Origin of the sequence: Methanosarcina sp. (genome assembly GCF_028693135.1) — an archaeon.
Taxonomy (GTDB): Archaea; Halobacteriota; Methanosarcinia; order Methanosarcinales; family Methanosarcinaceae; genus Methanosarcina.
In genome coordinates, this window is sequence record NZ_JAQUVZ010000014.1 from 65,781 (window position 1) to 86,966 (window position 21,186).

The following is a 21,186-nucleotide window of genomic DNA, read 5'->3' on the forward strand; positions in this document are numbered from 1 at the left end:
TAAAATTAGGGGAATCCGTCTCTAAAAACATGTGATAACGCTTAAGTGTGATTAAGTTGATTGGTATTCTTTGTTAAAATTTAGCATTTCACATTTATAGTATTTATCTGGAGAAATTAACATGAAAGTATTGGTCAGCGACTCACTCTCCAATGAAGGTTTGGAGATTTTAAAAGAGAACTTTAATGTTGATGTTTGCACCGGTCTCTCCGAAGATGAACTGGTGGAAAAGATCGGGGCTTACCATGCCCTTGTAATACGTAGCGGCACTCAGGTTACTCAGAGAGTCATCGAGGCTGCCGACAACCTGAAAATTATTGGAAGGGCGGGAGTCGGAGTCGATAATGTCGATGTGGACGCAGCCACAAAGAAAGGAATCATTGTGGCCAATGCTCCCGAAGGAAACATGATCTCGGCAGCAGAGCACACAATTGCTATGATGATGTCGATGTCCAGGAATATTCCCCAGGCCAACGCTTCCCTGAAATCCAGGGAATGGAAGCGTAACAAGTTCACGGGCATTGAGGTTAAGGGAAAGACCCTTGGAATTGTAGGGCTTGGAAGAATTGGATCCGAGGTTGCAAAAAGGGCTTCAGGGCTTGAAATGAACCTTATGGGGTATGATCCTTTCATTTCTGAAAAGCGGGCTGCCGAACTCGGAGTCAAGCTTGCTACAGTGAATGAAATTGCAAAAGAGGCTGACTACATCACAGTGCACACTCCACTTATCAAGGAGACCCGAAATATCCTTGATGACGAGCAGTTCGCCCTCATGAAGCCAGGGGTTAAGATCATCAATTGTGCCCGCGGCGGCATCATCAGCGAAGAAGCCCTGACAAGAGCCCTTGAAGGTGGTAAGGTAGGCGGGGCAGCACTGGATGTTTTTGTAGAAGAGCCTCCTTTTGACAATCCTCTTCTGAAATTTGACAACGTCATTGTAACTCCGCATCTCGGCGCCTCCACACAGGAAGCCCAGGTTAATGTTGCAATCGACATCGCCAGGGAAGTCGTATCCGTCCTTACTGGCGGGCTTGCAAAGAACGCAATCAATATTCCCTCGGTGAAGCCCGAAGCTATGGCAGTCCTTGCCCCATACATCAGGCTTTCAGAGCTCATGGGGAAAATTGCAGGGCAGCTTGTAGATGGCAATTACGAGAAGGTAGAAATCGCGTACAATGGGGAAATTTCCGGAAAAGACACAAGGCCCCTTACAGTTTCTGCTCTCAAAGGGCTGCTTGAAATGGCTCTCGGTTCCGGGGTAAATTACGTCAACGCCCCTACTCTTGCGAAGTCCAGAAAGATCGCAGTAGTGGAAAGCAAGTCCGAATCTGCAGAAGAGTATTCTTCAACTGTCAGTATCAGGCTCTCCAGCGGAGAAATGGCGAAGCTGGTTGTCGGAACTGTTGTTGGAGATGAGCCCAAGATTGTTTCCGTTGATGAGGATTGGGTAGACATCTTCCCCGCAGGCCGTATGATCTTTGCCAAGCACATTAACAAGCCAAACGTTATCGGACCATGCTGTATGGTTCTTGGTAGAAACAACATCAATATTTCAGGCATGCAGGTCGGAAGGGCGGAAGTCGGAGGCGTGACCATGATGGTTCTTAACGTGGATACCGAGGTCTCTGATGCAATCCTTGAAGAGGTCAGGCAGGTCCCTGGAATCATCAATGCCAAGCTTGTGTCCCTTTGAATTTGTTCATCAGTAAATTGTAGGAAAGATATTCCGAAAAACATTCCACTTCGGTACAGGCTTAAATCGGATTTCTGTGCCGGAGACATTTAATTTTTTCCGGAATTCTTCAAATGTGAAACTGCATCCCTGGTGGGACTTGTATACATACTGCCCTTCACAGCGCAGTTATTTTTCGAGGTTCGTGAATGGAAGAACTTAAACGTGTTGTTTCTGCTCCTTTTAAGAAAAATCTTGCAGGCTCTCTCCCGGAAAAAGACTTTGAATTTTCCCTTGCCTTTGATCTGAAATGGTTTTCCCCGAAGACTGCTTCTGAGGTAAAGAGCCGTGCCCTTGAAGCAGGCTTGCTTTCCCTTAAGGACGGTGTACTTTCACCCTGTTTTGACGTTGAGAGTGTTCGGCTTCCCCATGCTTTTAAACCACCAGAAGATTTTCTTGAACTCAAAGCTAAAACCGGAAAATCAGGCAACTCTTCTGCAGGGCGCCACAGGGAAGAATTATCCTTTGAACAGATCCTTGACTTCGTTTCAGCGGACACGGGATTGAACAGACAACGGCTTGTTTCCGAAATCAATTCCATGCAGGACCGGCTTGCTTATCTTGTGGATATCCGGATAGTGGCACTTATTGTGGCAAGAAAGTTCGGATGCGACATAGAAGTAATACTTGGGAAGGTTTCCAGGGTTGTTCTTGGCTCTGCCGATTACGCATAATCTTTATGTACTAGAAATGTTATTCACATCATACCAATCCGACTAATCGCTTGATCTTTAATTTGCTGCCTCGAGCTTCATAGCTACGGCAGCATAGCGATGTTCGAACGCGATAGGTAATTTTTTCTCGCGTGAGTGAGATTTATACTAATCTTGCGGAGGAACATACATTGGGTAAAAAATCACTGGTAAAACTAATAAGAAAAACAAATCCAAGAATCGTTTCTCTGATTCTTACCCTGAAAGAGAGGGCAAATGGAGATTCAGCCCCCATCTGGAAGGATATCGCGAAACGTCTTGAGGCGCCGTCTAGAAACTATGCGGCTGTGAATATAAGCAAGATCAACAGGCACACTGCTGAAGATGATGTCCTGCTCATCCCTGGAAAAGTCCTGGGTGCAGGTCTTCTTGATCATCCTGTTACGGTTGCGGCTGTAACATTTAGCGAGTCTGCAGTTGATAAAATCACTGAAGCCGGCGGCAAGTGCCTGAGTCTCGAAGAGATTATGGAATCAAATCCAAAAGGGTCCGGTATCCGGATTTTCCGCTGAGGTGACGAAGATGACGGTTATCGATGCAAATGGACTTATTCTGGGGCGTCTTGCAAGTACAGTTGCAAAACAGTTGCTTTCAGGAGACGAAAAAGTTTTTATTATAAATGCCGAAAAAGCCATAATTTCTGGCTCAAGGGCAGCCACCCTTAGAGAGTACCGGGAAACTCGGGAAAGGGGCGCAACTGAATTCGGGCCTTACTTCCCGAAGCGTCCGGACCGCATTCTGAAGAGGACAATTCGTGGCATGTTGCCCTATAAGAAAACAAGAGGCAAGGATGCAATGTCCAGGCTCAAAGTCTATGTAGGTGTTCCTTATGAACTTAAGGGCGCTGAAGCGATTGCTATCGCAGATGCCGACATGAGGCTTCTAAGTTCCAACAAGTACATGGAGCTTGGTGAAGTGAGCCAGAAAATGGGTTCAAAGTTCTAATGGGTGAGTCCTCATGGTCAAAGTAGTTAATTCATCTGGAAAGCACAAGACTGCAACTGCACGTGCAACAGTCATAAAAGGTACCGGTAAGGTTAGGATCAACAAAATTCCGCTCGAGCTCTATACTCCTGAGCTTGCAATGATGAAGATCTCCGAACCTCTGCTGATCGCAGGAAATGAAGTGGTCTCCGGGCTTGACATCAATGTCGATGTCCGGGGCGGTGGAATTGTAGGACAGGCTAATGCGGTAAGGACCGCGGTTGCCCGTGGGATTGTGGAATGGACAAATGACACAATCATCAGAGACAACTTCGCAACCTATGACCGCAGTTTACTTGTAAGCGATTCCAGGCAGAAAGAATCAAAGAACTTCGGTGGGCCCGGAGCAAGGGCTAAATACCAGAAATCTTACAGGTAAGGACAGTTATGATCCCAGTCCGATGTTTCTCATGTGGAAAAGTAATCTCTAACTATTGGGATGAGTACAAAAGACGCGTCAACGATGGCGAAGACGCGGCTGCCGTAATGGATGATCTTGGGATCACCCGTTACTGCTGTCGCAGAATGTTCCTCAGCCATGTCGAACTTGTTGACGTGCTTTCGCCGTACCAGTAAGGGACCGTAGGGTAGCTTGGTCCATCCTTCGGCGTTCGGGACGCCGGAACCTGAGTTCGAATCTCAGCGGTCCCATTTCCCTTTTTCAAGGGTACTGGTTATCAGGTGTATGTACGGAATATCAAATTTATCATGCTTCTCAATTATCGGAACTCATCGGAGCGTTTTTAAGTTTCAGGGTGATCTGTTGGTCAAGGAAAAGTATACCCGGTTCGAGCGTGCACGAATTGTAGGTGCAAGAGCATTGCAGATAGCAATGGGGGCTCCTGTTCTGGTTGAAGATGACGGGCGGCTGGACCCCCTGGGTGTAGCTATGGCAGAGTTGAAGGCCGGAGTTATTCCTATAACGGTCAAACGTAAGCAAAGATAAAAACGTAATGGGATACATTTCAGACGCTGAATGCGTTTTATTGTTGATTCTATATATGAGGTGACTTTATGGAGGAAATTGAGCAGACAGGGCAGGAGGAAGCCGGAGAACAGCCTTTGCCTGAAGAAGATATCGTGGCTGAAGCAAAACCTGAACCTGAAAAGGAAGCCGCAGTAAAGACCGGATCTGTGCCTGTGGAATCGGAGGACGAAACCGTTTCTCCAAAAGAGGGGTCCACATCTCTTGTGTCCATTGACGAATACCTGGCAGCAGGCGTTCATATCGGGACCCAGCAGAAGACTCAGGATATGATGCGTTTCGTATACAGAGTCAGAACTGACGGGTTATACGTACTTGATATCCAATCAACAGACGAAAGGGTCAGAGCTGCATCAAAATTGTTGTCTCACTATGACACTGCCAGAATCCTTGTGGTATCTTCAAGGCAGTATGGGCAGCACCCTGCAAGAATGTTCTCAAGGGCACTTGGCACAAGGGCAATGCTCGGAAGGTTTATTCCAGGTTCACTTACAAACCCGCAGATGCATGGTTTCTTTGAACCGGATGTTATAATTGTAACCGATCCGGCTGGAGACGCCCAGGTCCTGAAGGAAGCTTCAAGTATTGGGGTGCCTGTGATCGCACTTTGTGACACTAACAACCTGACCTCAAATGTGGACCTTGTAATCCCAACCAACAACAAGGGTCGAAAAGCACTTTCTCTCATCTACTGGCTGGTTGCAAGGGAAGTATCCCAATTCAATGATACCCCCTTCAATTACGAGATGACTGATTTCGAAACTCCACTCTGATTTCGGGACATCCGTCCTGCATACTGCAAGGGTTTATACAAATTGCCCATTCTTATATTATGGGTGATAGGAAATGAGACAACCAGCAGTTGCAGGGCAGTTCTATCCCCTGCATTGTGATATTCTGGAGAAAGAACTTACACGATGTTTCGAAGGTCTGGAGATCAGGGGACGAGAGGTCCTGGGGGCAGTTTGCCCGCATGCCGGGTATATTTATTCCGGGAAAGTGGCTGCACATGTTTATGCAACTCTCCCTGAAGCCGATACCTATGTCCTTTTCGGTCCCAACCATACAGGGTACGGTTCGCCAATATCAGTATCCAGGGAAACGTGGAAAACCCCTCTGGGAACTATTGATGTTGACCTCGAACTTGCCGACGGATTTCTCGGGAGCATCGTTGATGCAGATGAACTGGGGCACACATACGAGCATTCTATTGAAGTCCAGCTTCCTTTTCTTCAATACCGTTTCGGACGGGATTTTAAAATTCTTCCTATCTGCATGGGCATGCAGGATGAAGAAACGGCAGTTGAGGTTGGGAACCTTGTTGCTGACCTTGTTTCCGAAAGTGGGAGACGTGCGGTCATCATAGCGTCCAGTGATTTCACTCACTACGAAACTGCAGAACGCGCAAAGGAGACGGATGACGAAATTATAGGTGCTATCCTGAATCTCGATGTCTCAGGTATGTATGATCGTCTCTATAGAAGAAATGCTTCTGTATGCGGATATGGGCCTATTGCAGCAATGCTTTCAGCTTCCCAAAAACTCGGAGGATCCAGGGCAACTCTGCTTAAATATGCAAATAGCGGGGATGTTTCCGGAGATATGAGTGCAGTTGTCGGGTACGCTGCAATTATTGTGGAGTGAACTACCCATCACTGAAGTAACGGGCTTCCTGCTTCATACCTCGAACTACCGTTCATAAGTCTACAGGCTCTACCCTCTGTTCCAGAGGTGAAGAAAGATCAAATTGGTTCTGGTTTCCCTGGCTTGGTTATCGCTTAGGAATTCAGTACATAGTATAGGATAGAATAGTATTTAGAGGTTAGAAGATAGCGAAAAACAGGGACGTTGACGGCATTCATCCCACCATTAAAGTAACAGGCATTCTACCTTTGACTTTCGTAAAGACCTCTTGCAAAAAATGATGTATGCTTGTTTTTGATTATGCAGAAAACACCCGGGATAAATTTCATGCCGGGATATGTTTTTTTATATTATCTTTTCTTTTACTTATGGTCAGCCTCTCCGAGGATAAAGTTCATTACTTTACATACTCAAATTCCACAAAACTTTACATACCCAAATTCAATAAAACTTTACAAACTCAAATTCAATAAAATTTGAAAATTTTTGAGGAATAATATGGTTTCATGTTCTGCGCCCGGTAAAATCTATCTTTTCGGAGAGCATGCGGTTGTTTACGGAGAAACCGCGATAGCATGTGCGGTAGAGTTGAGAACCCGGGTGCGGGTAGAGTTAAACAATTCCATAGTTATCCAGTCTCAAATTGGTAAAACAGGTATTGATTTTGAAAAACACCCTTATGTTTCTGCAGTTATTGAAAAAATGAGGGAATTTGTGCCCATAAAAGGGGTCTTTCTAACTATTGATTCCGATATTCCTGTGGGTTCTGGGCTCGGTTCGTCTGCTGCGGTAACAATTGCAAGCATAGGTGCTCTCAATGAGCTGTTTGGCTGTGGCCTCTCCCTTGAAGAAATTGCAAAACTTGGGCATGAAATCGAGATCCGGGTACAGGGTGCAGCAAGCCCTACCGATACCTATGTTTCTACTTTCGGAGGGGTTGTCACCATCCCGGAACGGAGGAAGTTAAAAACACCTGACTGCGGAATTGTGATCGGGGATACCGGGGTTTTTTCTTCCACAAAAGAGCTTGTGGCAAATGTCAGGCAGCTTCGGGAGAGCTATCCTGAGTTGATCGGACCTCTTATGGCTTCGATTGGTAAAATCTCCCGAATTGGGGAAACCCTTGTACTTTCAGGGGACTATGCTTCCATTGGCAGGCTCATGAACGTAAACCAGGGCCTGCTTGATGCTCTTGGGGTAAATATCCTTGAGCTTTCACGTTTAATCTATTCAGCAAGGGCAGCAGGAGCTTTCGGGGCAAAGATTACGGGAGCCGGAGGTGGCGGCTGTATGGTTGCACTTACGGCACCTCAAAAGTCCATACAGGTAGCTGAAGCCATTGCAAACGCAGGAGGTAAGGTTACCATTACAAAACCCACGGAACAGGGACTGAAGATCGACTGAGCCTTAAGGAACTCCCGTGGGTTTACCTGCAACGGAAATACCTATATTCTCCACAATCATAAAGATCCGGAATCTTTACGGATTTTTCAAAAAAAGTGTGTTTAAAGGTTGGATTGGGCATTTGATACTAATTATTCACGGTTAATTATTCACGGTTGTATCAATGATTCATTGTCAACACTATCTCAGAGTTATCCTAATTATTCACGGTTACTTATTCACGGTTACTTATTCACGGTTACTTATTCACAGTTTACTACTGTCGCAGAGTAATCCCTTAAATCTACTGAAAGCTATTTAAAAAGGCATAGAGTGATATAATGAACACTTCAACCGAATCTGTTATCCTTAAACTCGGAGGCAGCGCCATTACTGACAAAGGCGCACATGAAGGGGTTGTAAAAGAGGCTGACCTTCTCAGGATTGCACGGGAAGTTTCGGGCTTCCGGGGAAAAATGATTGTTGTACATGGAGCCGGCTCTTTCGGGCATGTCTATGCCAAAAAATACGGGCTTGACAGAAATTTTGACCCCGAGGGGGCAATTGTAACGCATGAATCCGTAAAGAAACTTGCCTCAAGGGTAGTGGATGCCCTGAACAGTTTCGGAGTTATGGCTATTGCCGTGCATCCTATGGGCTGTACTGTTTGCAGAAACGGGAGGATACAAAGCATGTACCTCGACAGCATAAAACTCATGCTTGAAAAAGGCTTTGTCCCCGTACTGCACGGAGACGTTGTTATGGATCTCGAACTCGGGGCCTGCATCCTCTCGGGAGACCAGATAGTTCCCTATCTGGCAAAGGAACTCGGGATCACGCGGCTCGGATTGGGCTCGGCTGAAGATGGAGTGCTTGATAAGGATGGAAAACCGGTGCCTGAGATAACTCCTGAAAACTTTGAGGAGTTTCGGCAGTGTATCGGAGGTTCGGAAAGTACGGATGTTACAGGCGGAATGCTCGGGAAGGTGCTGGAACTTCTGGAACTCAGCAAAAATTCTAGTATCACTTCACATATATTCAATGCAGGAAAAGCGAATAATATTTACAGGTTCTTAAATGGGGAATCCATAGGGACCCGGATCAGTCCGGATAAAAGGGTATGAAGTATGATCAATACTACCTCAAGGCGAAAGATAGAACACCTGAAGCTCTGTGCTGAAAGCCCGGTTGAATCCCGGGGGGTCAGTGCGGGGTTTGAAGATGTGTCCCTGATCCACAGGGCGCTTCCTGAATTAAACATGGATGAGCTCGACCTTTCTGTGGACTTCCTTGGAAAACGTATGCAGGCCCCCTTTTTGATTGCATCCATAACAGGAGGGCACCCTGATACTATTCCTGTCAATGCTGCACTTGCGGCCGCAGCCGAAGAGCTGGGAGTTGGGATAGGGGTTGGCAGCCAGAGAGCTGCAATTGATGACCCTGCTCAGGAGGACTCTTTCAGGATTGTCAGGGATGAGGCTCCGAATACCTTTGTCTACGGAAATGTTGGGGCTGCCCAGATTCGCCAGTATGGGGTTGAGGGAGTAGAAAAACTAATTGAAATGATTGATGCCGATGCCCTTGCCATCCACCTTAATTTCTTACAGGAAGCCATCCAACCCGAAGGGGACAGGGATGCGACCGGCTGCCTGGACATGATTGCTGAAATATGTTCTACACTCAAAACACCAGTGATTGTGAAAGAGACCGGAGCAGGCATTTCCAGAGAAGATGCCCTTCTCCTTCAGAAAGCCGGAGTTTCTGCAATTGATGTCGGGGGCGTCGGGGGCACCAGCTGGGCAGGAGTCGAGGTCTACAGGGCAAAAGAAAGCAGGGATTCGGTTTCTGAACGTCTCGGAGAACTTTTCTGGGACTTTGGAATTCCTACTGTTGCCAGCTTAATCGAATCCAGGGTTTCCCTTCCGATTATAGCAACAGGCGGGGTCCGGACAGGGCTTGATATTGCAAAATCCATCGTCCTCGGAGCCAGTGCGGCAAGTGCAGCCCTGCCCTTTGTGGGACCTTCTCTTGAAGGAAAAAAATCGGTTGTCAGTGTCCTCTCCTGCATGCTGAATGAATTCAGGGCTGCGATGTTTCTTTGCGGTTGTGCAAACATCCAGGCTCTGCATAATGCACCGGTTGTTGTTACCGGATGGACACTTGAATACCTCGAGCAGCGCGGTTTTGACGTAAAAGACTATTCTTTACCCAAAAATACACTTTAATAAAAGGAAGAGAAACTGTAATTATTTCCTCGTCCCTTTCTTTTATCCCTAATATGCCTGCACAGCCCATTACATATTTATTCGATTACATATTTATTCGACTACATATTTATTCGATTACAGATTTATTCGATTACAGATTTATTCGATTACAGATTTATTCGATTACAGATTTATTCGATTACAGATTTATTCCATGACAATGTTTATACGTAAAACGGAAGTAATGTCTCAAAAGAAAATAGTTAATATTAGTTAATATTAACATGAGAATCGGTTTATCTCTCTGAACTCTTAATCAGGGAAAAAGTAATTAGCTTTGTTTCCCTTTAGGTATACCGGAAGAGTAAAAGAACGCCGTTTATTAAGACTGCATGAGAATGCCAGAATTATTCATGATTTCATCTGGAACACCTGGAAGCAGTTTATCTGGGATTTGCAGGGTCTGACTGCGGCAAGGTCCTTTAAAAGGAAAAGATCGTACGTAACAAATTGGCTGAGAAGCTGTCAGTTTATTGTCTGTCAATTTATTGTCTGTCAATTTATTGTAATACCTTAAATACTGAAATACCGTAAAATAAATAGTTAATTTTTCTGGTAATTCAGATAATTATAATTACCATAATAGAAGTTAGCAGAATAGAAATATGTCAAATTACCTTCATTAAGCAAAGCAAGGATTAGCTCCTTAATGAAATTACTAGTTTGAATACCAATTTCCCGGGATAAAGACCTTATAAACATTAATTTGGTTAATTTTCTCCCTGGGATATACTCTTTAAATTCATTAACTCAGGACCAATTCAAATAATTGGTTCTTTAAAAGTCTTGATTTAAGAATCAACTTCTTAAAACCATTTATTAGGGCCATTTATGGAATTGTTAAATTAAAGGTCACTTCTCAGATTCATTGAATCAGGAATTATTCATAGGATCAACTGGAATAAGGGATAAATTATAAAAAATTCATTCAGGCAAGTATTGAAGTGAGTTCCATACCTGATCAACTGGAATATGGAAAATACTGGAATGAAGGAAAATAAACTGTTGGAATATGAAGACATATCATTCGAATCTGAAAAAACAGGTTATTCGAATCTGAAAAAACAGGTCATTTGAATCTGAAGAAACAGGGTTATTGGATATAGGAAATAGGTTAGTAAAGTCATTTAAAGGTAAAAGCTTACCCCTTAATTTGGAACATGTTTGGAATCAGGCTTTTTGAGAAATAGTTGTGACTAAGGAAGGATACTGAAAGTGCCTGTAGATCAAACTCGGAACCGGAATTCTCTCAATGGGTCGGAAAGCCCTTTGAAAATCTGTATTGCATGAGAACAGCATCAGTGGTAGTTTTCCGGAAATTCGGGCAGGTCAAAATATTTGTATACTGAAACAAATATATATATAAAGTGGTATTCTTCTGCTAGGAACTGCAGCCTGGTGTATTATCCTCCAGGGGATAATTTCTTCAAGGGTATAAGAGGTAGCTTTTAGAAGTGACTTTTCTAAAACGATTCTATACTTCTCTACTATACCGTTTACATTCATGGTCATTGATTTAAGCCCGTTACCTGATTCGTTTTGAGGTTTCGGTTTCACAAGGATTAAAAACTAAAAAATTTAATAAGAGGTTAAAAAATATGACTGAAATAGGAATTGTCGCAGTCGGCGGCTACAATGAAATGGGCCGCAATATGACTGCTATTATTATAGGTGAAGATATCGTCATTCTGGATATGGGGCTCAGGCTTGACCGGGTTCAAATTCATGAAGATGTTGAAATTGACAAGATGCATTCTCTTGAACTGATCGAGATGGGTGCAATCCCTGATGATACTATCATGAAAGAAATCAATGGGACTGTCAGGGCAATCGTCTGTACTCACGGACACCTTGACCACATAGGTGCGATTCCGAAACTTGCCCACAGGTATAACGCTCCTATACTTGCTACCCCCTATACTGCAGCTATCATCAAACAGCAGATCGATTCTGAGCGCAAGTTCGAGGTCTGCAACAGAGTCATTCCTTTACAGGCAGGTGGAACCTACCAGGTTACGGAAGATATTTCTATAGAATTCATCAGGGTCCAGCACAGCATTATCGATTGTGTACTTGCAGCTGTGCACACTCCAGCAGGTGCTGTTCTTTATGCCTGTGATTTCAAGCTGGACAGGACTCCTACTATGGGCGATGCTCCTGATTTCGAGCGCTTCAAAGCCCTCGGAAAGGAAGGGGTTATTGCAATGATTGTAGAAAGTACGAACGCAGGGCGCTCAGGAAAAACCCCCTCGGAACAGATCGCAAAGGACATGGTCAGGGATGTACTGCTTGGGACAGAAGAATCCGATGTGGGCATGATCATTACGACTTTTGCCTCTCACATTGCCAGGCTCAAAGCGATTATCGAGGCTGCCGAGGAAATGGGCAGAATTCCGGTGCTTATGGGGCGTTCTATGGAACGTTATGTGAGCGCAGCCAGGGATGTAGGCTACCTTGATCTGCCCTCCAATGTAGAGATTTACGGCATGAGAAAAGATGTCGATAGGGCATTTAAGCGCATCATGCAGGAAGGCAAGAACAAGTATCTGCCTATTGTTACCGGACACCAGGGGGAGCCAGGCTCCATTCTCGTGCGGGTTGCAAACGGGGAAACGCCTTACTCAATTGATCCCGGAGACAAGATTATTTTCTCCGCAAATGTGATCCCGAGCCCAATGACTCAGGCAAACCGCTATGCTCTTGAGACCAAACTCAGGATGAGGGGTGGCAGGATCTATGATGATGTTCACGTATCAGGGCACGCTTACAGGGAAGATCACTGGGAGCTTTTGCGAATGGTAAATCCTGAGCATGTTATTCCTGCTCATGGGAATATGGAAATGCATGGACACTACATCGAGATGGCAGAAGATGCGGGGTATGTACTCGGAGATACCGTACACCTTCTCCGAAACGGCGAAGTGTTATATATAGAAGAGTAATCCTATAATGAAAACCCCCCCGTGTTCTCGTGATGCTTATGATGCTTATTGATGAGATCAAAAAAAGAAGTTCACATGTTGATGCTGCAATTGACGAATTGCTTCCAATAACCCGTCCCGAGGAGCTGTATAAAGCTTCTCGCTATCTCGTAGACGCAGGCGGAAAGCGCCTTCGTCCGGCAGTCCTTATCCTGGCGGCAGAAGCTGTCGGCTCCGATCTCAAGTCCGTTTTGCCTGCAGCAGTGGCAGTGGAACTTGTACATAATTTCACCCTGATCCATGATGATATTATGGATAAGGATGACATCCGCAGGGGAATGCCAGCAGTCCATGTTAAATGGGGTGAAGCCGGAGCTATCCTTGCCGGAGACACCCTTTACTCTAAAGCTTTTGAGATCCTTTCAAAGGTCGACAACGAACCTGTAAGGATTTTAAAGTGCATGGATGTCCTTTCAAAGACCTGTACCGAAATCTGTGAAGGGCAGTGGCTTGACATGGACTTTGAAGCAAGGGACAGGGTGACGGAACTTGAGTACATCGAAATGGTGGAAAAGAAAACCTCCGTCCTTTATGCAGCTGCAGCCAAGATCGGAGCTCTCCTCGGTGGAGCATCGGACGAAGTTTCCGAGGCTTTATCCGAATATGGGCGTCTTATAGGAATTGGCTTCCAGATGTACGATGATGTCCTGGACATGGTCTCTCCTGAAGAAGTGCTCGGAAAGGTGAGAGGCAGTGACCTTATGGAAGGGAAGCATACCCTGATCGTCATTGACGCTTTCGGGAAAGGTGTAAATCTGGGTATCTTCGGGAAAGGGGCAGCTACGCTCGAAGAAACTGAAGCAGCCGTCCTGGCTCTGACCGAATGTGGGTCTCTCGATTACGTAAAAAATCTTGCAATCTCATATATCAATCAAGGAAAGGCAAAACTGGATGTTCTCAGAGACTGTCCTGAAAAGGAACTTCTCCTCCAGATTGCTGATTATATGATTGCAAGGGAATACTGAAGTTTCTGATAATTTATTTTTCTTGAAGGATTGCGGCAGATTCTGCTGCAATTCGAGAATTCTTTCTTACTATTTTTCTGGTTTTTTGAGGCTGATGCCATAAGACAAAATCAGTTTTTCAGGTTTTGAAGGCGAGGCTGGATGTGGGTTAGCCGCTCTGCTCCAGGGAACTATTTTATAAAAGAAGAAAAAGGCAGGATCTAGTCCTGCCAGAGTTTTAAATTTTAGATTTTTTGTTTTGCGTTTTTGGCTTCGATTGTGCTCTGCGCAGCTACGAGTCTTGCAATTGGGACTCTGTAGGGGGAGCAACTAACATAGTCAATGCCTATCTGGTGGGCAAAGACTATGGACCTCGGCTCTCCGCCGTGTTCTCCGCAGATCCCTATCTTGAGCTCGGGTTTGACGGAGCGTCCTTTTTGTATGCCGATCTTCATGAGCTCGCCTACGCCTTCCTGATCCAGGACTGCAAAGGGGTCGTGTTCAAGGATGCCTGCCTTCTGGTAGATAGGCACGAATTTGGATACGTCGTCCCTGCTGAACCCGAAGGTCGTCTGGGTCAGGTCGTTTGTCCCGAAGGAGAAGAAGTCGGCTTCCTTTGCGATCTGATCTGCGATGATTGCAGCTCTGGGCAGTTCGATCATGGTTCCTACCTTGTAGTCGATCTTGATGCCTTTTTCAGCCATGACAGTTTCTGCCATCTTACAGACTTCCTCTTTGGAGAGAGTGAGTTCCTTTACAAGGCCCACAAGAGGGATCATGATCTCAGGAACAATCTCCATTCCCTCGGCTGCAAGTTCACAGGCGGCCTCCATTATTGCACGTACCTGCATGTTGTAGATTTCGGGGTAGGTGATTCCGAGCCTGCAGCCCCTATGCCCGAGCATAGGGTTTAGCTCCTTCAGAGAAACCACACGCTTGATGATATTCTTGATATCATCGATCTTCCCGCAATCCCCTGAGGTTTCAAGTTCTCTGAGCTTTTCATCGAGCTCTTCTTTATCAGGAAGGAACTCGTGCAGAGGTGGGTCAAGGAGCCTGATGGTTACAGGCATGCCTTCCATGCTGCGGAAGATTCCGAGGAAGTCTTCTTTCTGCATGGGGAGCAGTTTCTTGAGAGCTTTTTTCCTGGTCTTCTCATCTTCGGCCATGATCATTTCCCTGACTGCGGGGATCCGGTCTTCACCGAAGAACATGTGCTCTGTCCTGCAAAGCCCGATACCTTCTGCACCGAGTTCGCGGGCAAGGGCTGCATCAGCTGGGTTGTCAGCGTTTGTCCTTACTCCGAGAGTTCTTATCTCGTCAGCCCAGGTGAGCAGTTTTCTCAGATCGTAATTTATTTCGGCATCAATCAGGTCTACTTTCCCGATTATGACGCTTCCGAGAGTTCCATCGATCGTAATATATTCATGCTCTTTGATGGTAAAGCCGTTTACCATGAAGATGGCTTTCTTAATATCGATTGAGATCTCTCCACAGCCAACGACACAGGGTTTGCCCATTCCTCTACCAACGACTGCTGCGTGAGAGGTCATTCCCCCGCGCACGGTAAGGACTCCCTGCGCAGCTGCCATGCCTCCGATGTCTTCCGGAGAGGTTTCGGTACGGACAAGAATTGTCTTTTCGCCTAATTCTGCCATCTCTTCAGCAGCTTCGGCAGTAAAGACCACCTTTCCGACAGCGGCTCCGGGAGATGCGGGAAGCCCTGTTGCAATTATGTCTAGTTTTACTTTCGGGTCAATCCTCGGGTGCAGGAGCTGGTCGATGTTTTCGGCTTTGACTCTGGTTACTGCAGTTTCCTTGTCTATGAGCCCTTCTGCCACCATGTCCGTTGCAATCTTTACGGCTGCAGCAGCTGTACGCTTTCCGGTTCTGGTCTGCAGCATATAGAGTTTTCCTTCCTGAATGGTAAACTCTATGTCTTGCATGTCCTTGAAGTGAGATTCAAGTCTCTGGCAGATATCCACAAGCTGGGAATAGGCTTCCGGGATTTCGTCTCCGAGAGTATTAATATACTTAGGGGTCCTGATCCCGGCAACCACATCTTCGCCCTGTGCATTAATGAGGTATTCTCCGAAGAACTTCTTTTCACCTGTAGAAGGGTTTCTTGTAAAAGCAACGCCTGTTCCTGAGGTGTTTCCTCTGTTACCATAAACCATGGTTTGTACAGTAACAGCTGTGCCCCAGTTGTCACCAATGCCATTGAGCTTCCTGTAGGTGATGGCTCTCTGGTTATTCCATGAATCAAAAACAGCATTAATTGCCAGTTGAAGCTGAACTTTAGGGTCCTGGGGGAACTCAAATCCTTTTTCGAGTTTGATTACTTCCTTAAATCTCTCTACCAACTCTTTCAATGCTTTTGAATCGAGGTCAGTGTCGGACTTAACTCCCAATTCCTTTTTCTTGTCCGAAATTAAGGAATCGAATTTCCTAAATTCAACTCCGAGCACCACGTCCCCAAACATGGCGATAAACCTTCTGTAGCAGTCGTAAGCGAATCTTTCATCATTAACTTTCTTTGCGAGTCCGTGTACGGATTTGTCCGTGAGCCCCAGATTCAGGACGGTGTCCATCATCCCCGGCATGGACACTCTGGCTCCGGACCTTACAGAAACAAGTAATGGATCTTCAGGGTCTCCCAATTTTTTATTATTTTGTTTTTCTAATCGATCGATTGCTTCTTCGACCTGTCTGAGCACTTCTGCGGAATAGTTCTTCTTCTTGAGATAGAGTACACAAACTTCGGTTGTTATTGTAAAGCCTGGTGGTACGGGAATTCCGAGATTTGCCATCTCGGCAAGGTTTGCACCCTTACCTCCGAGCAGGTCTTTCATACTACTTTTGCCGTCAGTTACATCTTTTCCAAAAAAATATACGAACTTAGACAATGATTCTCCTCCCTGAAACGAGATCATTAATCGGAGTTAGAGTCTGGATTTTCCTCAGACTTATGGTCTGGTCGTTGCCAACAATGTCCATTTAATATATAAGCTTGTGGTTTCCTTTTCCTCTTTTTTATACTTTACTCTATCAATTTAGTTGAGTTCGATGTATAATATAGGTCTTGCGATATCTTTATATATAATAAGCATAGACTACATATGCTTTTCAGTCTATAATATATATTATTATTCGTGACTGACAGTTTAATCCACTCGAAGCCGGGGCATTCTACCCTTTGCAGAGAGGCATAATATTCGTGGCTGATATGAAACGACTCGGTACAGTACTGCACAGGTCAGGTCTAAGAAACCTGATACTTAGAGGGGATGAGGTAAAATCCGATAACGTCTCAGGTAGTCTCCCAAAGTTGAATTCGGTTGTTGTTGACAAGGCCCTGAACCGGATTGGTACAATTGGCAGTGTCTTTGGACCTGTAAACCATCCATATTTTTTAGTGAAGGGCTTTAAGCAAATTCCGGATTCAGAAATTCGGGCTCTAGTCAATGAAAGAGTCTATATTCGGTGAAATATCTGATATTTGATGAATATTCTAATCCGTTATTATGGTTAAACTTTAACTGGTTTATATGCTTTTTGCTAGTAATAGCCGCAAGTTTTCTTGTCCCTTCTTTTATATATATACTGTAATATATACTGTGCAGACTTGAGATTGCAGGAAATCATAAACATAGTCATGTTAATTTGTAAGGTGATATAATATGGTAGAAGTCGAAAGAGTTCGCTATTCGGACACTCTTGAAAGAGAAAAAATACGTGCCATGATCAAAGCTCGCAAAGAGAAGCAAAAGGAGCAAAGTTTTGAGAACGAAAAGGCCGTGTGTCCGGAATGCGGCAGTAGGAACCTTGTTCACGACTACGAGCGGGCAGAGCTCGTTTGCGGTGACTGCGGACTTGTCGTAGATGCCGATTTTGTGGACGAAGGGCCCGAATGGCGAGCTTTCGATCACGATCAACGCATGAAGCGTTCCCGTGTGGGTGCGCCCATGACATATACAATCCATGACAAAGGGCTTTCCACAATGATTGATTGGAGGAATCGTGATTCCTATGGAAAGTCTATCTCCTCCAAAAATCGTGCTCAGCTCTATCGTTTAAGAAAATGGCAGCGCAGAATTCGTGTAAGTAACGCAACTGAAAGAAACCTGGCTTTTGCCCTTTCCGAACTGGACAGAATGGCTTCTGCTCTGGGTCTGCCGAGAACTGTCAGGGAAACCGCGGCAGTAGTCTACAGAAAAGCTGTGGACAAGAACCTTATCCGCGGCCGCAGTATTGAAGGTGTAGCCGCAGCCGCTCTTTATGCTGCCTGCCGCCAGTGCAGTGTTCCGAGGACTCTTGATGAGATCGAAGAGGTTTCAAGGGTGAGCAGGAAGGAAATCGGAAGGACTTACCGTTTCATTTCCAGAGAACTTGCCTTAAAACTCATGCCAACTTCTCCAATCGACTATGTCCCGAGGTTCTGCTCCGGGCTTAACCTGAAGGGAGAAGTCCAGTCAAAGAGCGTTGAGATCCTCAGGCAGGCATCAGAAAAAGAGCTTACAAGTGGAAGAGGGCCAACAGGAGTTGCGGCAGCTGCAATTTACATTGCATCCATTCTCTGCGGTGAGCGGAGGACTCAGCGGGAAGTTGCAGATGTTGCCGGGGTTACAGAAGTTACTATCAGGAACAGGTATAAGGAACTGGCAGAAGAACTGGATATTGAAATTATCCTTTAAATTCTTCTTTTTTCCGTTTTGCCAGTTGCTTTTAAGTTTTTCTGGTGTGCAGAGGGTAAAATACGCCCTCTTTTTTTCATTCCTTTTTCTTCAGAGCAGATACTTTTAGTTGGGCTTACATCCGTTTTCAGACCTCTTTTCTTACTGGGATCCCTTTCTTTTATTTTTTCTTTACCTTTTTCTTTACCTTTTTCTTTTATTTTTTCTTTACCTTTTTCTTTTATTTTTTCTTTACCTTTTTCTTTTATTTTTTCTTTACCTTTTTCTTTACCTTTTTCTTCAAGGGAGTTTTCCAGTAAAGGTCAGATAGATCATTACTCCTCCAGTAAAGGTGAGTACCCATAAAGCCAGCATTATTCTCATATTTCTACGAGTTTTCCAGCTCCATCTATTAATAACGAAAATAAAGCCAAAAGCCAGGGATACGGCTCCAAAAAGGCCGTGGGTATATATGACAGAAGGCGCCCTCCCGCTAATTGTCAGGTTGTAAGCCGAATAAAGCATATATATGACCGATAATACGGCAAGAGTATATCCCCCGGTTGCCATCTTCCCATGTCCTGTTATGCCTCCTTTTTTTGATTCATTTTTCAATACTATAAGGCTCAATAAAAATAACAGTAAAGCTCCTATTTGCAGCCCGAGAGATATCGTTCTGAGGTTATATATGATCGTTTCAACTACCAGATTACCCCTTCCTTTCCATTTTAACACTTTTTTAATTATTCCTATTTTATATGGCTCCATGTATAAAGGTGTCTTTGGGAACTAAATATCTAAAATAAGTCCATGATTCAGTTTCGATATTGAGATAACTTAATAACAAAAGGATAGCTTTAGAGTTCCAGAAGGTCGGAACTCCATGAAACGGCAATGCATAAAAATTCCCAAAAAGAAAGGAGAATCTGCAAGGCGAGTACTCCTTGATTTTGAACTTCTTGATAATTCACTGAAAATAGGTTCGGATAAATCTTTTCTTTATCTTCCCCTTTCCAGAGAGCCTCTTTCGCATGAGCTGGCAGATCTTCCTGTGGAAGCTGGACTGGCTGAGTTTGATTTTGAGCCTCAGGAGAAAAAACCCACGCCGGGGGATCTTCTTGGTTTCAATCCGGCTTATGAGCTCATCGGGGATATTGCGCTTCTGGAAGACGAGGGCCTGGACTCACAAACAGCCTCCAAAATCGCCGCTGTCCTTCTTCTTGCCCAGCCAAACATAAAAACCGTTGTCAAGCCTCTTACTCCTGTTATTGGAGAGTTCAGGCTCAGGGAATTTGAGGTGATTGCAGGCGATCCCAGGACCGAAACCGTCCACAGGGAGTACGGCTGCCGCTACAAAGTTGACCTTTCAAGAGCTTATTTCACTCCCCGTCTTTCTACTGAACGCTCAAGAATCCTCTCCTGGGTTAAGGAAGGCGATATCGTTGTCGATATGTTTGCCGGCGTCGGTCCTTACAGCATCCTGTTTGCAAAGAGCAAAAAGCCTTCAAAAGTTGTTGCAATCGACAAAAACCCTGACGCAGTCCGCTACCTCAGGGAAAATATAACCCTTAACTCCGCAAAAAACATCGAAGCAATCGAAGGCGATGCCCGGGAAGAAGCAAAAAGATTTGCAGGCACTGCCGATCATGTAATCATGAACCTTCCTCACAGCGCCCACGAGTTCCTTGACTCTGCTGTCCTCCTTACAAAATCTGGCGGCATAATCCATTATTACGGAATGAATCATGAAGACGATCTCTTCGAAAGTTCCGTCGAGCTTATCAGAAAAGCTGCGGAAAAAGCAGGAAGGAAGATTGAAATTCTGGAGGAAAAGGTAGTCCGTTCTTATGCCCCTCATCAGTATAATATATGTATAGAGGCAAAGGTAATTTGAGGTTTCCTTTCCCCGCTCGCCCCTGGAAATCTTCTGAATGTAAAATGCTTTCTGTGCGCTGGCACTTATGGGCATCCGGGCCGATGCACCAGTAAAAATCCTTTGCAGGCGGAAGAGAATGAATCATATGATCTAAAATTCAGATGCCTGTGTATAATTCAAATAAAGAAATGTTTAAACATTTGCAGGTCAATTTCAATAAAGTTGCTTAATTACAGATTCTACTCATAATTCCACAGGGAGCTGATTTCTGATGTCCACATTTGTCTATTTCATGATAGGCTTTTCAGTTCTGGTTGCTCTTATCTTTATATGGTTCTACTCCAGGTACTTTCAGAAAAGAGATAAATAATAAGTTAAATAAGTTAAACTAATAATTAAAAAGCAAGAAAGTAACTGGCAGTTTCGCTTTCTTTCTCTTTAATTCTTCTCTTTGCGGGAAGGAAACAACTCTTGCGAGCGAAATAGTTAAATTCTTGATCGCTATTTTAAGTCTGCTTATTCTTCAATCTATGTGCCGTCGTGGCTTAGCGGTATAGCGGCTGATTCGTAATCAGCAGGTCGGGGGTTCAAGTCCCCCCGACGGCTCTTGCTTTTTTTGGTTCAAAGCTTGTTTTCTGGAACTGTTGAAAAATGGGCGTTTTCTTTTTAAACTTCTTATCTAAACTAAATCTGGAAATTTTCACTGATAGTCCGATGGGCTGATCTTCATTTTTTCAGAACCTCTATGATCTCCTTTATATCCGGAAGTTCATGACCAGGATATGTCTTGAAGAATATCACTTTCTGATCTTCGGCAATAATTATATTCGCCCTTTCAGAGACTCCTTCCTTTTCCTTGAATATTCCATATGTTCTGCCTAACTTCCGCCTTTTTAAGCGCATAATTCCAACTTTCCCATAATATCTTTTTGCTTCCTTGTGAGTTCTGTAATTATTGTTTCTCCATTTTCCAGCTCTATTTTCTTGATTTTTTCAAGTTCCAG

At 44.7% G+C, this 21,186-nt stretch carries 21 protein-coding genes and 2 tRNA genes; 19 read left to right on the forward strand and 4 right to left on the reverse strand.

Annotated features, from left to right (window positions below; all coding sequences use genetic code 11):
• Positions 1–121 precede the first annotated feature (121 nt).
• The 13 genes from serA (at position 122) to fni (ending at position 9,666) form a co-directional block, all read left to right on the forward strand.
• Positions 122–1,693 carry a phosphoglycerate dehydrogenase gene (serA, locus tag PHF18_RS08900; RefSeq protein WP_300101347.1) on the forward strand — a complete coding sequence of 524 codons (1,572 nt, stop codon included), beginning with the start codon at positions 122–124 and terminating at the stop codon, positions 1,691–1,693.
• Positions 1,694–1,881: 188 nt separating this feature from the next.
• Positions 1,882–2,406, forward strand: a complete 525-nt coding sequence (locus PHF18_RS08905; protein ID WP_300101350.1) for a DUF2240 family protein — start codon at positions 1,882–1,884, stop codon at positions 2,404–2,406.
• Between the two features lie 170 nt (positions 2,407–2,576).
• Entirely contained in the window at positions 2,577–2,957 is a 381-nt protein-coding gene (locus PHF18_RS08910) for a 50S ribosomal protein L18e (protein ID WP_300101353.1), read from the forward strand.
• A 10-nt stretch (positions 2,958–2,967) separates the two neighbouring features.
• Complete coding sequence (locus PHF18_RS08915; RefSeq protein WP_300101356.1) at positions 2,968–3,390, forward strand: 50S ribosomal protein L13; 423 nt, start codon at positions 2,968–2,970, stop codon at positions 3,388–3,390.
• Positions 3,391–3,403: 13 nt separating this feature from the next.
• Positions 3,404–3,808 carry a 30S ribosomal protein S9 gene (locus tag PHF18_RS08920; protein ID WP_300101359.1) on the forward strand — a complete coding sequence of 135 codons (405 nt, stop codon included), beginning with the start codon at positions 3,404–3,406 and terminating at the stop codon, positions 3,806–3,808.
• Positions 3,809–3,816: 8 nt separating this feature from the next.
• Positions 3,817–4,005 (forward strand): DNA-directed RNA polymerase subunit N, encoded by a 189-nt coding sequence (locus PHF18_RS08925; protein WP_084630280.1) that lies wholly within the window; start codon positions 3,817–3,819, stop codon positions 4,003–4,005.
• Positions 4,006–4,080, forward strand: a tRNA-Pro gene (locus PHF18_RS08930).
• A 112-nt stretch (positions 4,081–4,192) separates the two neighbouring features.
• Positions 4,193–4,375, forward strand: a complete 183-nt coding sequence (locus tag PHF18_RS08935) for a DNA-directed RNA polymerase subunit K (protein ID WP_048124441.1) — start codon at positions 4,193–4,195, stop codon at positions 4,373–4,375.
• A 68-nt stretch (positions 4,376–4,443) separates the two neighbouring features.
• The gene (rpsB, locus tag PHF18_RS08940; protein WP_300101372.1) at positions 4,444–5,187 is read left to right on the forward strand and encodes a 30S ribosomal protein S2; all 744 of its coding nucleotides are present in this window, start codon (positions 4,444–4,446) and stop codon (positions 5,185–5,187) included.
• 73 nt (positions 5,188–5,260) lie between these two features.
• Positions 5,261–6,058, forward strand: coding sequence for an MEMO1 family protein (locus tag PHF18_RS08945; RefSeq protein WP_300101375.1), 798 nt, complete (start codon positions 5,261–5,263; stop codon positions 6,056–6,058).
• 498 nt (positions 6,059–6,556) lie between these two features.
• Positions 6,557–7,462 carry a mevalonate kinase gene (locus PHF18_RS08950; RefSeq protein WP_300101377.1) on the forward strand — a complete coding sequence of 302 codons (906 nt, stop codon included), beginning with the start codon at positions 6,557–6,559 and terminating at the stop codon, positions 7,460–7,462.
• A 320-nt stretch (positions 7,463–7,782) separates the two neighbouring features.
• On the forward strand, positions 7,783–8,565 hold the full coding sequence (locus PHF18_RS08955; protein ID WP_300101380.1) for an isopentenyl phosphate kinase: 783 nt from the start codon (positions 7,783–7,785) through the stop codon (positions 8,563–8,565).
• A gap of 3 nt (positions 8,566–8,568) precedes the next feature.
• Positions 8,569–9,666: a type 2 isopentenyl-diphosphate Delta-isomerase gene (fni, locus tag PHF18_RS08960; RefSeq protein WP_300101382.1), complete on the forward strand. Its 1,098-nt coding sequence runs from the start codon at positions 8,569–8,571 to the stop codon at positions 9,664–9,666.
• Between the two features lie 1,371 nt (positions 9,667–11,037).
• Here the strand turns inward: fni and PHF18_RS08965 are convergent.
• Entirely contained in the window at positions 11,038–11,220 is a 183-nt protein-coding gene (locus tag PHF18_RS08965) for a hypothetical protein (RefSeq protein WP_300101385.1), read from the reverse strand.
• An 86-nt stretch (positions 11,221–11,306) separates the two neighbouring features.
• Between PHF18_RS08965 and PHF18_RS08970 the strand changes: the two genes are divergently transcribed.
• Both PHF18_RS08970 and PHF18_RS08975 read left to right on the forward strand, forming a co-directional pair.
• Positions 11,307–12,650, forward strand: a complete 1,344-nt coding sequence (locus tag PHF18_RS08970; RefSeq protein ID WP_300101386.1) for an RNase J family beta-CASP ribonuclease — start codon at positions 11,307–11,309, stop codon at positions 12,648–12,650.
• A 38-nt stretch (positions 12,651–12,688) separates the two neighbouring features.
• Positions 12,689–13,654: a polyprenyl synthetase family protein gene (locus PHF18_RS08975; protein WP_300101417.1), complete on the forward strand. Its 966-nt coding sequence runs from the start codon at positions 12,689–12,691 to the stop codon at positions 13,652–13,654.
• Positions 13,655–13,878: 224 nt separating this feature from the next.
• On the opposite strand, the gene ppdK is transcribed toward PHF18_RS08975, so the two are convergent.
• The gene (gene ppdK / locus PHF18_RS08980) at positions 13,879–16,539 is read right to left on the reverse strand and encodes a pyruvate, phosphate dikinase (RefSeq protein WP_300101388.1); all 2,661 of its coding nucleotides are present in this window, start codon (positions 16,537–16,539) and stop codon (positions 13,879–13,881) included.
• Positions 16,540–16,859: 320 nt separating this feature from the next.
• Between ppdK and PHF18_RS08985 the strand changes: the two genes are divergently transcribed.
• Both PHF18_RS08985 and PHF18_RS08990 read left to right on the forward strand, forming a co-directional pair.
• Positions 16,860–17,120: a Gar1/Naf1 family protein gene (locus tag PHF18_RS08985; protein WP_300101389.1), complete on the forward strand. Its 261-nt coding sequence runs from the start codon at positions 16,860–16,862 to the stop codon at positions 17,118–17,120.
• A gap of 193 nt (positions 17,121–17,313) precedes the next feature.
• Positions 17,314–18,327 carry a transcription initiation factor IIB gene (locus PHF18_RS08990; RefSeq protein ID WP_048134465.1) on the forward strand — a complete coding sequence of 338 codons (1,014 nt, stop codon included), beginning with the start codon at positions 17,314–17,316 and terminating at the stop codon, positions 18,325–18,327.
• Positions 18,328–18,606: 279 nt separating this feature from the next.
• Here the strand turns inward: PHF18_RS08990 and PHF18_RS08995 are convergent, their stop codons facing one another.
• A complete protein-coding gene (locus tag PHF18_RS08995; RefSeq protein ID WP_300101399.1) occupies positions 18,607–19,041 on the reverse strand; it encodes a hypothetical protein in 435 nt (144 codons plus the stop codon).
• Between the two features lie 148 nt (positions 19,042–19,189).
• Here PHF18_RS08995 and PHF18_RS09000 point away from each other — a divergent pair, with 148 nt between their 5' ends.
• Both PHF18_RS09000 and PHF18_RS09005 read left to right on the forward strand, forming a co-directional pair.
• The gene (locus tag PHF18_RS09000) at positions 19,190–20,200 is read left to right on the forward strand and encodes a class I SAM-dependent methyltransferase family protein (protein WP_300101402.1); all 1,011 of its coding nucleotides are present in this window, start codon (positions 19,190–19,192) and stop codon (positions 20,198–20,200) included.
• Between the two features lie 516 nt (positions 20,201–20,716).
• Positions 20,717–20,788: transfer RNA gene (locus PHF18_RS09005), tRNA-Thr, on the forward strand.
• A gap of 120 nt (positions 20,789–20,908) precedes the next feature.
• Here PHF18_RS09005 and PHF18_RS09010 read toward each other — a convergent pair.
• Positions 20,909–21,085, reverse strand: coding sequence for a hypothetical protein (locus tag PHF18_RS09010; protein ID WP_300101404.1), 177 nt, complete (start codon positions 21,083–21,085; stop codon positions 20,909–20,911).
• Positions 21,086–21,186 lie beyond the last annotated feature (101 nt).

Coding starts and splice junctions, on each gene's coding strand:
- PHF18_RS09000 (WP_300101402.1), top strand. CDS start 19,190: ATGAAACGGCAATGCATAAAAATTCCCAAAAAGAAAGGAGAATCTGCA.
- PHF18_RS08950 (WP_300101377.1), top strand. CDS start 6,557: ATGGTTTCATGTTCTGCGCCCGGTAAAATCTATCTTTTCGGAGAGCAT.
- rpsB (WP_300101372.1), top strand. CDS start 4,444: ATGGAGGAAATTGAGCAGACAGGGCAGGAGGAAGCCGGAGAACAGCCT.
- fni (WP_300101382.1), top strand. CDS start 8,569: ATGATCAATACTACCTCAAGGCGAAAGATAGAACACCTGAAGCTCTGT.
- PHF18_RS08915 (WP_300101356.1), top strand. CDS start 2,968: ATGACGGTTATCGATGCAAATGGACTTATTCTGGGGCGTCTTGCAAGT.
- PHF18_RS08945 (WP_300101375.1), top strand. CDS start 5,261: ATGAGACAACCAGCAGTTGCAGGGCAGTTCTATCCCCTGCATTGTGAT.
- PHF18_RS08905 (WP_300101350.1), top strand. CDS start 1,882: ATGGAAGAACTTAAACGTGTTGTTTCTGCTCCTTTTAAGAAAAATCTT.
- PHF18_RS09010 (WP_300101404.1), bottom strand. CDS start 21,085: ATGCGCTTAAAAAGGCGGAAGTTAGGCAGAACATATGGAATATTCAAG.
- PHF18_RS08975 (WP_300101417.1), top strand. CDS start 12,689: ATGATGCTTATTGATGAGATCAAAAAAAGAAGTTCACATGTTGATGCT.
- serA (WP_300101347.1), top strand. CDS start 122: ATGAAAGTATTGGTCAGCGACTCACTCTCCAATGAAGGTTTGGAGATT.
- PHF18_RS08985 (WP_300101389.1), top strand. CDS start 16,860: ATGAAACGACTCGGTACAGTACTGCACAGGTCAGGTCTAAGAAACCTG.
- PHF18_RS08965 (WP_300101385.1), bottom strand. CDS start 11,220: ATGACCATGAATGTAAACGGTATAGTAGAGAAGTATAGAATCGTTTTA.
- PHF18_RS08920 (WP_300101359.1), top strand. CDS start 3,404: ATGGTCAAAGTAGTTAATTCATCTGGAAAGCACAAGACTGCAACTGCA.
- PHF18_RS08925 (WP_084630280.1), top strand. CDS start 3,817: ATGATCCCAGTCCGATGTTTCTCATGTGGAAAAGTAATCTCTAACTAT.
- PHF18_RS08990 (WP_048134465.1), top strand. CDS start 17,314: ATGGTAGAAGTCGAAAGAGTTCGCTATTCGGACACTCTTGAAAGAGAA.
- PHF18_RS08955 (WP_300101380.1), top strand. CDS start 7,783: ATGAACACTTCAACCGAATCTGTTATCCTTAAACTCGGAGGCAGCGCC.
- PHF18_RS08970 (WP_300101386.1), top strand. CDS start 11,307: ATGACTGAAATAGGAATTGTCGCAGTCGGCGGCTACAATGAAATGGGC.